This is a genomic window from Silicimonas algicola, from assembly GCF_003970735.1.
Classification (GTDB): domain Bacteria; phylum Pseudomonadota; class Alphaproteobacteria; order Rhodobacterales; family Rhodobacteraceae; genus Silicimonas; species Silicimonas algicola.
This window is the reverse complement of record NZ_CP034588.1, coordinates 4,010,462-4,021,186: the sequence shown is the minus strand read 5'-3', so window position 1 is coordinate 4,021,186 and position 10,725 is coordinate 4,010,462. Positions and strand designations below refer to the sequence as shown.

Below are 10,725 nucleotides of genomic sequence, written 5' to 3'. Positions count from 1 at the left end.
TTTCAGCGGAAGTGCTGTTGGTGAGCGCGACTGTGTCCTCAAGCTTGGGATTGTCTCCCGCCGAACACCTACAGAAATGACCCGATCTTACGCTGTCATCGCCATTAGCGTTACATTCGTAACAGGTGCGCTTCACGTCTTTGGCCTGTTCGTGGCGCCCAACGGCATGGCCTACGACACTTGGCTGCAGCTCCGCCCTACTCCCGTCTCCGCCGTGCTGGTGGTAGAAGTGCCGGACGGGGCGCAGGACCGGCCCGCGGCCGCTTGGGGCGAGCTTGCCCAAGACCTCCGGGGCCTTGGGGCGCGGCAGATCGTCTTCGCCTTCGACCCCCATGCGGCGGACGCATTAGGCCCCTCACCGGGCCTCGCTGGGGACGACCTCACGGTGGGCCGCCTCGCTCGCCAGTTTGGGAGCAGCTCTGAGGAATGGGAGTTCCTTACCCCGGCACCGCCAACCGGCACGACCTGGGGCGCCGTCTTTGTCCCTCCGGCCGAATACGGCATCCATCGCCGGCAGCCCATTTCTATCACGGTCGACGGGGAAGTGGTGCCGAGCCTTGTTGGCTTGGCAGCTGAAAGGGCCGGCGCCACGGACGTTCCGCCGCCCGGCACCAGTTTTCTGCTGCGTTTCCCCGAGAGTGCGGACCGCGTACCGCGCATCGAGTTGGGGCGCGTTCTGGAGGGTGAAGTCGTTCGCGACCTCTTCGACGGGCGCACAATCCTCGTGGGTGTCGCAGAGGGGCCAGCAGCGGTTGGCCTCACTACCCCAATTTCGCCAGATGCGCCAACGACCCGGCCGCTGGACTTCAGCGCCATCGCTCTCGAGACGCTTCTGAACAGGCGCACTGTCAGGGATCTTGAACTCGTTCCCGCGTCCTTCCTCCTACTAGCGACGACCTTGGCCGGGGCGCTCGTTTACAGCCGCGTCGGGCCAAAGAACTGGCCCTGGGCGATGGCGCTCGTCCTCGCGGGGATCGTGCTCCTAGGCACCGCGGCGCTCGAGGCGGGCGACAGGCTCCTCCCTGTGACCGAGATTATCTTTTCACAGGTCCTCGTGTCGATCCTGGTCTGGCAGAACCGCGAGGGGAACCAGGACAGAATGCTGCGCGGCCTGCTACGGCAATTCTCGTCCGAGGACAGCGGTCGCAGGGCGGAGGCGGCCCTGCCGCCTGACTGGCCCGTGCTCTGCTCTATGACTCGGAGGCTCCTGGGGCTGCGCCGGTCTATATTCCTCGTGCCCGGTAAGCGTCCGTCCCGGCTGGAGCAGGCCGCGGCCATCGGGTGCTGCCTAGCCGACCTGCCGGACGACTGCCTTGATCCGCGCCGGCCGCCCTACCTGGATGCCGCCCGCGCCGGCGAGCCTGTCCAGGTCCCTAGCACTTTCCTGGACTGCGCCAGCGAGGATGAGCTCATCTATCTCGCCCCGATGAGGCGCAACGGCGCAGCAGCTGGCTATTGGGCTTTCACGGTCGCCGGGGATGAAGCAACGGAAGTCCCCGACATGCATCGCGCCCTGCAGACCGCGGCCGACCTGCTCGACGACGAGCGGAAACCTGCAGGACTTCGATATGACTCCGCCACGAAGGCAGTCGACGCCCTGCTTTACAGCAGGCTAGGCTCTATGAGCCTTCGGGCCCGGATGCTGGACAGCATCCTCGACGAGGTGTCCACCGCTCTCGTCGTCTTCGACCAACTCGGCCGCGTCCTGCACGCGAACGGCCCCATGTCGCCGCTGACGGCGGCGATTGGTGTCCCTCTAGATGCGCTCACTCCGTCGGACTTGATGGCGGCCCTTTGCCGCCTCCCTGAGGAGCAGGGCTCACGCCTGACCCGCCGCGTGCTCCTGGAGGGGTCAGGAATCGAACTGCCGGCGCTGGTGGATGTAGAGGGGCGCCGCTATCTCCTCAGGTTCTCGCCCCTCCGCCCTTCTCCAAGGCCCGGGATTTCCGAAGGGTTAATGTGCGAGCTCCTCGACGTGACCGACCTCGTCCGGCTTGCGCAGTTCCAGCGGAGCTTCGTCCAGCATGTCGGCCTGCAGCTCCGACATGAGGTCGCCACGATCCACATGGCGGCGACCCTCATGGCCGACGAGCGTCTCCCCGAGGGAAAGCGGCGCCGATCCAGCGCCCACCTCCAGGCGGCCGTCGAGAGGACGCTTGAGCGGCTCGCCAAGGTCGAGACCTTCATGGAGGAGGAGATCGAGACGCGATCCGCCGTTGTCCTGCCGGTGGACCCTGCGCTTGCCCTAAAATCGGCCCTCGCGACAGTCGCTGAAGCGGCCGAGCAGAAAGGAGTGCGCCTCGAGGCCCAGCGATCGAGCTTGGCCGGGCTGGTCATTGCCGACCCTCTTGAACTGCGCAGCCTGCTTGGCGCACTCCTGCGGCTTCTGGTTGGGGACGCGCGTCGCGAGACGGAGGTCTCCGTGACCTTCGAAGAGGGAACGACCGTGGTCGAGATCTTCCTCCGAAACAACGGCCTCGGATTGCCACAGGCTCGGCTCGAGGCTATCCTTCGCGGCGAGGAGGAGCCGCAATCGACCGAGCTCCGCGACCTGCGCCATGGCGTGCGCGCAGCCGAGCGCTGGGGCGGCCGCCTCGTCGGCGAGGGGAGGCCGGGCGTAGGCTTCCAGTTCGGTCTGACCATGACAAGGTTTACCTGAGCGGGAGAGGGGCCGGATGCCGCGTGTGATGCTTATTGAGGACGACGAACTTTTGCGGGACCTCCTGCAGATCCGGCTAGAGGTTGAGGACTACGAGGTGGTCACGGCATCCGACGGCCTCGAGGGTCTCTCCCTGCTGGAGCTGGAGCGCTGCAACGCCGTCGTGCTCGACCTAATGATGCCAGTCATGGACGGGCTGCAGTTCATGAGGGCGCTGGCCGACGCCTTGGCCGATCCGCCGCCCGTGGTCGTGCTTTCGGCACTCCACCGCCCGGCGGTCGAGACCGATCTGCTGGCGGCAGGCGTCCGAGAGATCCTGCGCAAGCCGGTGGACCTGGAGATGTTCCTGTCAAAGCTCGCCGCACTAACGGGGCGGGGCTGAAGCGCATGGCCAAATCCTTGGCCCTCCCGCGCCCTGGAGCCGCCAGCTTGCGCGTTCTCTTCGCCTGCCGCCTGTCTCCGTGTCGCGGCGGGGCGGATCCTGCATCACTTTCCAAGCGGCCCGACGGCTCGGCCTTGGTCCGCGCCCTCCGCAGTGCCTGGGGATGATCAGTTCTGCCACATCACGCATCTTAGGTAGCGCAGGCTCGGTGGGGAGGGGGGCGCTGACGGGCGAGGACCTCCTGTTCCTCGGTGTGCCCGACCGCCTGCGGCAGGTCGAGGCTCCACTCTTGCGCGAGTTAGCGGAGGGCTTCGCCGCATGGCCCGAGGCCGCGGACGACCCGGACCTCGGTCCGGCCGGTCGCCTTGCCGTCTATCTCGGCCAGCACGCGAACGCGCTCGCCGACCAAATCGAGACGCTCCACGAGGCCTTCGCTAGGTTCTCCGCAGGCCACGCGGGCGCCCTCGACGCTGCCGAACGCCAAGGCCACGTCCTCGATTTCGCCCGCAGCTTAGGGGCCGACGGGCGAGGGCTGCGGGGAGATCGCCGCGCCCTCCGGCGGTGGTTCGGCTTCGACGCGATGGTCGATCGGTATGAGCATCGCGTCGGCGTCGCCGAGCGGGCCCTTGCATTCGCTTTGGACCGCCTGGGTCTCGTGGCCGCCTCTGTCCTGTCCGAGCTAAAAGAACCGGCGCTGCGCCAACGCCTTTGGCGGCGCCTAGCCATCGAGGCCACGGCGGACCGGCTAACGGCCCACGCAGGCGACGCCCGCGTGGGCGCCGCGGCCTTCCGCTGCCTCGCCCGGGCGCTAGAGGGGCTGCCGACCGCGGAGCGTGAGGGCGCGCTGGGGGAACGAAGCCTCCGGACCGTGCATCGCGCAGCGATGGAGGCGAGCGGCGACGTCTGGACCGGGGTCGAGGCGCTGGACCTCCTGCGGGCCGCTTCTCCCGACGTTTTCGAGGCCGCGCTGACGCTCCGCCTCACGCGCCCTGCACCCGGCGACGACCTTTTCCTACGCCGCAAGGCCGTCGGCATGCTTTGCGCCGCCGTGGAAGCCCGGCCTGGCCTGGCGCCCCTTCTCGATGTAGCCAGGCGGGACAAAAGCCCCGCCGTGCGCCAAGTCCTCGCGCTAGACCTATGGAGGGTTCCCGTTGCGCCGCTTCGGGAGCAGCTTGCGGAGCTAGCCTGCGCCGACCCGGCGCCCGAGGTGCGGGCGGCAGCGCTGACGAGCGTCGAGCGCCTCCTGGAGCGAGTGGGTGTCGAGGAGGTAGCGGCCCTCTGGGTCCGGGTCCTCGACAGCGAGACCAGCCCCTTAGTCCTGCGGACCGCCCTCTTCTTTGCGGACAAGGCCATGGATGCGCTCTTGCGCCTCGATCCCCAAGGAGCTGAGGCCTGGACCGAAGCATTGGTCCCGGCGATTGAGCGTCTGCACGTCTCTGCCGGCTCGCTGGCGGTGCGGCGATGGGCAGCGCAGGCCCGCGAGCGGATGTGGTGTCTCTCGGACCCCGAGGCGCGCGCGCTCGCTGACCGCGTCCGCGCTGGCCTCGAATCCCTGTGCGAGGGCCGCAGCCGCCGCCTCTCGCCCGCGAAGAACCTGATAAAATCCGACCCCCTCTTGCTAGGACGAGTGCTTTCCGTGCTCTCTCAGGGGGATTTCGGCCACGATGTGGCCCCCCGCTGGCCCGCCCCGCGCGTCATGCGCGGCGACCGCTTCCGCACGCGACTCTGGCGGCTGCTCCATGAGTTCCGCAACCCCTCCACCGACAAGCGCCAGGCCTTCAGCCACGTGATCGGCCGGGTTTATACCGGCACATTATCCTCGCCTTCGACGATCATGGCCGAGCTCGCCCAAACCAAGGTCCCCGGGGAGCCACTCTTCATTGCCGAGGAAGGGGGGTGGCGGCCTTACTTGCCCCTCCCGGATCACGCGCTTTCAATCGTCGACACTGGCTGCCTCGTGCGGATCTTCACCGCGGAGGGCATCACGGAGATCACGCCACCCTCGGGCCTCGCTCGGCGCCTTGTGGCGCGCCTCCGGCTGACCTGGAATTTCCCTGCCTTCGCCGCCCAGCGCAACTGGTCTGAGGCGCGTGGCCAGTCGCCCGCAGCCTATGTGCGCGCCCTCGAGGAGCTGGGTTTCCGTTTCCGCCTGCGCCCCTACGAGACGGGGATCGGGCCCGGCGCGCATACGGAGGTCGATCCGGCCGTCGCGCGCTTCTTTCCGGTCGTGATCCCGCTGCCCCTGATGGGCGGCTCGCTTTGGCGCGACCTCGAGGGCTACTTCTTCTCGCTCTACCAGAACTCTCTGGGCCAGCTTGCGCTGTTCATCGGCGCGGCGCTCTCGGCCTTCATCGGCCGGCACCTCGCGCTCAGCGTCGCAATGCGCCGGACCCGCAACGCGCTGCCCCTCGTGCTTGGCGGCTGGGGTACCAGGGGCAAGTCCGGCACCGAGCGGCTCAAGGCCGGCCTCCTGAACGGCCTCGGCTATCCGCTCGTTTGCAAGACCACAGGCTGCGAGGCCATGTTCCTGCACGGTCGCGCCTTCGGCCCACTACGCGAGATGTTCCTGTTCCGGCCCTACGACAAGGCCACCATCTGGGAGCAGATGAATGTCGCCAGGCTTGCCCGCCAACTGGGGGCGGGGGTGTTCCTGTGGGAGTGCATGGGGCTGAGCCCGGCCTATGTTCGGGTCCTTCAGCGCCACTGGATGCGCGACGACATTTCCACCATTACCAACACCTACCCCGACCACGAGGACCTTCAGGGTCCCGCCGGGCGCAACATCCCCGAGGTGATGACTGAATTCCTGCCTGAGCGCGGGACGGTGCTCACCACAGAGGAGCAGATGCGCCCCATCCTCGCACAGGCCGCGCGGCGTCTGGGCACCCGGCTGCTCGGTGTGGGCTGGCTTGAAGCCGGCCTCCTGCCCTCTGACGCCCTCTCACGCTTTCCCTATGAGGAACACCCTTTCAACATCGCCCTGGTCCTCGCGCTCGCCGATGAGCTCGGAGCCGACCGCGACCGTGCGCTTGCAGAGATGGCCGACCGCGTAGTGCCGGACTTGGGCGTCCTGCGGGCCTTCCCGCCGGCGTCGATCGGGACCCGCCGGCTCGAGTTCGTCAATGGCATGTCCGCAAACGAGCGCTACGGCGCGCTCGGCAACTGGGAGCGCATGGGCTTCGACCGCCAGGACCCCGAGGCCGAGCCAGGGGTCTGGATCTCGACCGTCGTCAACAACCGCGCCGATCGCGTGCCGCGCTCGCGGGTCTTTGCATCAATGCTCGCCAACGACCTGTCGGCCGACATGCACCTCCTGATCGGCTCCAACCTCGAGGGTCTGCAAGGCTACATCGAGGAGGCCTGGACCGAGCGGGCGCGCGAGCTCACCCTGTGGCCTGAGGGCGAGGCCGGCACCGAGTCTGACCCACTTGGGGTACTCGCTGCCGCCGCTCGCTGGCTGCGAGTTCCCCGCCAACTCGATCAGGCCCGCCGGGTCCTGGAAGCCATGCTCCGCGCCCAAGGAGCTCCGCTCGATCCCGACGAAATCGACGGCCTCGCGGACGACCCTCACGCGCTCGAGGCCCGGCTCTTGCAGGAAGGGATCGCGGAGACGTCGGCGATCGTGTCGTACCAGCGTCGGGTCCTTCAGGATCTTTCGGATTACGAGAACTTGGCAGAGCGCATCCGCAAGGGGGACGACCGGCAAAAGCTCGACGCCGACTTCGCTCGGCTGTCCGGCGTATGGTTCCGCCGCAAGATCGTGGTGGTCAGAAACTTCCACGCGAGCGGCGAGGAGGTGGTGGACCGTATCCGCACCGAAACCCCCCCCGGCTTCCTGAACCGCGTCATGGGCATCCAGAACATCAAGGGGACTGGCTTGGATTTCGTGTATCGCTGGATGGCCTGGGACGCCTGCGCCATAGCTTGCCGTCACGCGCTGAGCCGCGATCCCTCCGCCTCCGCCGAGGGGGTGCGGGCACTCGCGGCCTTCCAGGAGTTCGGCTTGCTAGGTGAGGAAACGGTGCGGGCGACTTTGGCGGCTCTCAAGGCAGACCCGCCGCTGCCCGGCCTGGCCTTCATAGACCAAGTCGGCATGATCGAGGCCAAACACGACCAGCAGGTCGCGGCCCTGCGCGCCGGTATGGGAGGCGTCGGCAGGGCGGGAAGGCTGGACAGGCTCGCCTCGCTCTTTGAGGGATTGCTCGACGCTGGCGACGCGGTGCGCCGCCGCCGCGCCGCGGATCGAATTACCCGCGACCTCGTCGCCGAGCGCATCAGCCACGACCGCGCCGCGGTCGAACTCAAGAAGCTGAACGCCCGCCAGAAAGGAGGGTGGCTCGCGGAATCCCTTCACCGGACCTTGGCTGCGGCGCGTCGGCCCCTCCGCGGCGCCTGATGCACGGTCGAGCTACCTTTGCCGCGCTGGACCCTCCGGACTCAGTCCGGATCCCGCGGCCAGAGATGGTTCGCAATTACCCGGGCGACCGAACGCCGCATTGGGCCGCGCTGGCACTCTTTCAAAATCGATACGGAGGCGCAGAAGCTCAAAATGCCACTCAGCGTGTCCTTGTCGAGCTGTGAGTCGGTAGGCCATGGGTGGAACCCTCGGGCCGCGAGCTCCCGCTCAAGAACAAACACATAGGCATTGCGATTCAGCCGTAGAGTGCGGCGCAGTGCCGACCGCTTCTGCGATTCAGCCTGCGCGGCAAAGCCGGTGGCGACCTGCCGAAAATACTCGGGCGACGCCGGGACCGCACCCACGTAGATGAGGTAGCGGCGGAGCTGAGCTTGATTTTCGCTTAGGACCTCCCTGAAGCTATCGAGCTCGCGCGACGCCGCCTTGAGGTCGCGCGGCTGCTCGTCGCTGCCGTCGATGTATGCGTCCACAAGGTCGCGCGCGGCGTTTCGGTCACCCTGCTCAGCCGCGACTCTCAACTCTGCAATACTCTGCGCGCCGGCGGCACTGGCGCCAGCGAGGCAGATCAGCAGGCCCATCCCTCTCAGGATTCTCATAAAAGCGATTCCCCCACGCACCTTTGAATGAGTGCACCCTCGGGTTTAACAATTCGCAGTTCCATGTCCGTCCTCCGGGTCGGGTTCTTCGTTCTATGAGGTTTTAGAGTAGCCCCCGAGATGCCAAGAGCAACGATAAGTTTTTTGGCAGCTGCCCGAAGGTACCCGTCCATTTGGAAGTTGAGGAGCCGGGATCGGCCTAAGTTTCACATCCCGCGTCATCGTAGACCTGCCTCACAATGAGGGCTCGGGCTCGTCCGAGAGCGCTGCCCCTAGAGCGGCAATTCTCGTCCGCCTTTCGTCGTCAGCTTTAGCGATGCTTTCTCTCTCCTCGCGGAGGTAATTACCAAACTCTGGCGAAGTTTCCTGTATTCCAAAAGCCTCACAGCGAACCCTTGCTGCATCTATAGCCTGACGCTCGAGCCGCCCGGCCAGACTGGATGTCTGAGGAGTTCAGCTAGACCCGCTTGGGGAATAGACGCAAACTGCCCTGGCGGAATGGAGCGGAAGGCTGCCTGACAGTAGGCATGTTCTCGCGCTCGGCGTTAGAGGTATACCCCGACGTAGGCAGCGGCAAAGCCGACGGCGATGAACATCGGGACGGCCGAGAAGCGCTTCGTACCCGGCTCCCGAAATGGTGGGTAGTCTGCTTCCGGCTTGTTCTCTTGCCCTGGCACTTCCGGGTAGTCCAGGCGGGTATGGAATGGGTCCTTCAAGGTCTCGTTCCTTCTGCCTTGCTGAGACGCCTAATTACCGCGCCAAGCAACCCGACGCCACCTCGCACAGGGGCGTTCTACAGCACGAATGCCAAAGACTGGACCAATGCACTGCGGCGCCTATCCTCAGAGGCGTGCTCGCTGCCGAGGGAGAAAACCATGCAGCAAACGCCAGTGTTAAAGGGAATCAGCGTCGTGTCGATATCGGTGCCTGATCTCGACGCGGCCAGGGAGTTCTATTCCGAGGTCCTTGGTCTTGGTGAGCCGCTGTACGAGTTACCGGACGCAGGTTGGATTGAGTTCGGCCTCGCGAGCGGCCAGGGCAACAGCATGAAAACGACGGCAAGCGCAGGGAGCAGCAGACCAAGGCCCAGCAGCAAGTAGACCGTAAACGCGCCCTCCAGTCTCCCACGTCTGAGCTTCGCCACGCAGTTCGCCTTACCGTTGCAGTCTGGTCCGGAGGGTCCGCTGTATGAACTAAGAAAAGACTCCACGAGACAGTGGACAAATCGACGCTCCAGTCAACAAGCGACGCGCCTACCGAATTTACGGTTGCATGATGCCGAGAAGTCCTCCCCAGCGCCTTGGGAAGCGCCAGTGGGCGTCGTCCGCCGTTTCTTGAAGCAGGCCCAGGATGCGCCCCGCTTCTCTGAGCAACCAAGCGCCAGACGGCAGGGCAGCTATCTCGGCCCGGTCGCGCCATATCGCGGCAGCCCACGCTCGCTAGCCCCCCCTTGCGGCAAGAACGCGTCAGAAGTCCCTTACGGCCTCGACGGTCGGGCATGATCATCTGAGGGGAGCGCGGCCTGTTAGCGGACCGTTAGAGTGGAGAGGTAGGTGGATAGAAAAACGCCGAGACACCTATCCCATTGTTTTGGAACATACGTATTAGGTGTATTGGTGCCGGTGAAGACTCGAGCCCCCGACCCCATCACTACGAATGACGTGCTATACCAGCTGAACTACGCTCACATTCCCGCGCATGGCGCCGGTTGAGTGCGCCACGCAGATCCCTCAACTAATTGGCTGTGTTGAATAAAATTTAGCATCCAAGCGACTTGACCCTCAAGCGTTCCCCCATTCGATATCAGCCCCGCCATTTTCGCGCGCTCCCCTCACTTCGTCGCGGCTGTACCAGAGTTGTCTCAACAGTCCGGACTCGGACCGCATCGTTCTCCGATCCAGGTGATTTTCGATAGCCAAGGTTGACAGCAAGCATGAAGCGGGCTGCGCAGTAGGTCTGACGGCTGTACAGGGCCTCCTCATGCCATTCTTCGATCCGACTTCTCGCGCGCGCGATGACGTGGGAAAACTCATCCTTCCTAGAGTAGTTTAGAAGAGTTCTTCTGGACACCTCGAGCACAAGCGCGAGGCCCGACAGAGTTGGGGGGCGCATGGCTTCGGTTGTGACCGTGATCCTTTGACCATTGCGTATGGCTGTTTCCGTCTTCTCGTACTCAAGCCCTTTAAAATACGCCTCAATGCGAGCCTCAAGCTCGTCGACTGACCTGAAAACCTTTGTGCCGCGGGTAGCCATCACTAGAACGTTAGCATGCGACCGAGTACCCTGCCAAAGGTTGGGCTCGCCAGTGCTTTGAGTGTTCGCAAGTCTCGCTCAGTTTTGAGCGATAGTCCTACGATGAACTATTGGGACCAGCCGTACTCCAAACCAGTCATCGACTGTTTTGAACAGATGACCGGGCCGAGCGCAGAATGACCATGACGCGCGGCACCGGCTTCCGGCGTGAAGCAATGCTCTCTTGGTCGCGACCGGCCCAGAGCGGACCATCACCGCCATGCTTCGATGCTGCGGTTGCAGTCTGCACAGCCGACATTGGAGTTGCTACCCATTAGCGGGCGCAGGGTGAATGTGCGCTGTCCCTGGTTTTCCTTGACTCCAACCTCGCACATTCGACAGTTTCGGGGCGCGTCCAGAGCACAAGGCAGCGCCAGAC

6 protein-coding genes are annotated in these 10,725 nt (G+C 65.2%); 4 read left to right on the top strand and 2 right to left on the bottom strand.

Translation table 11 applies throughout. The features are described 5' to 3' along the window. Window positions 1-76: 76 nt before the first annotated feature. The 3 genes from EF888_RS19910 (at window position 77) to EF888_RS19900 (ending at window position 7,437) form a co-directional block, all read left to right on the top strand. Entirely contained in the window at window positions 77-2,659 is a 2,583-nt protein-coding gene (locus tag EF888_RS19910) for a CHASE2 domain-containing protein (RefSeq protein WP_109760397.1), read from the top strand. A gap of 16 nt (window positions 2,660-2,675) precedes the next feature. Beyond that, complete coding sequence (locus EF888_RS19905; RefSeq protein WP_109760398.1) at window positions 2,676-3,041, top strand: response regulator; 366 nt, start codon at window positions 2,676-2,678, stop codon at window positions 3,039-3,041. 208 nt (window positions 3,042-3,249) lie between these two features. Continuing rightward, window positions 3,250-7,437, top strand: coding sequence for a hypothetical protein (locus EF888_RS19900; protein ID WP_109760399.1), 4,188 nt, complete (start codon window positions 3,250-3,252; stop codon window positions 7,435-7,437). Between the two features lie 41 nt (window positions 7,438-7,478). Here EF888_RS19900 and EF888_RS19895 read toward each other — a convergent pair whose 3' ends face one another. After that, window positions 7,479-8,036 (bottom strand): hypothetical protein, encoded by a 558-nt coding sequence (locus EF888_RS19895; RefSeq protein WP_126918618.1) that lies wholly within the window; start codon window positions 8,034-8,036, stop codon window positions 7,479-7,481. An 893-nt stretch (window positions 8,037-8,929) separates the two neighbouring features. Here EF888_RS19895 and EF888_RS22100 point away from each other — a divergent pair. Continuing rightward, complete coding sequence (locus EF888_RS22100) at window positions 8,930-9,154, top strand: VOC family protein (protein WP_206508377.1); 225 nt, start codon at window positions 8,930-8,932, stop codon at window positions 9,152-9,154. Window positions 9,155-9,857: 703 nt separating this feature from the next. On the opposite strand, the gene EF888_RS22670 is transcribed toward EF888_RS22100, so the two are convergent. Further along, window positions 9,858-10,307: a terminase small subunit gene (locus tag EF888_RS22670; protein WP_109760401.1), complete on the bottom strand. Its 450-nt coding sequence runs from the start codon at window positions 10,305-10,307 to the stop codon at window positions 9,858-9,860. Window positions 10,308-10,725 lie beyond the last annotated feature (418 nt).

Excerpts from the sequence above, each read along its gene's own strand:
- EF888_RS19910 (WP_109760397.1), top strand. The coding sequence starts at position 77 with ATGACCCGATCTTACGCTGTCATCGCCATTAGCGTTACATTCGTAACA.
- EF888_RS19905 (WP_109760398.1), top strand. The coding sequence starts at position 2,676 with ATGCCGCGTGTGATGCTTATTGAGGACGACGAACTTTTGCGGGACCTC.
- EF888_RS19895 (WP_126918618.1), bottom strand. The coding sequence starts at position 8,036 with ATGGGCCTGCTGATCTGCCTCGCTGGCGCCAGTGCCGCCGGCGCGCAG.
- EF888_RS22100 (WP_206508377.1), top strand. The coding sequence starts at position 8,930 with ATGCAGCAAACGCCAGTGTTAAAGGGAATCAGCGTCGTGTCGATATCG.
- EF888_RS22670 (WP_109760401.1), bottom strand. The coding sequence starts at position 10,307 with ATGGCTACCCGCGGCACAAAGGTTTTCAGGTCAGTCGACGAGCTTGAG.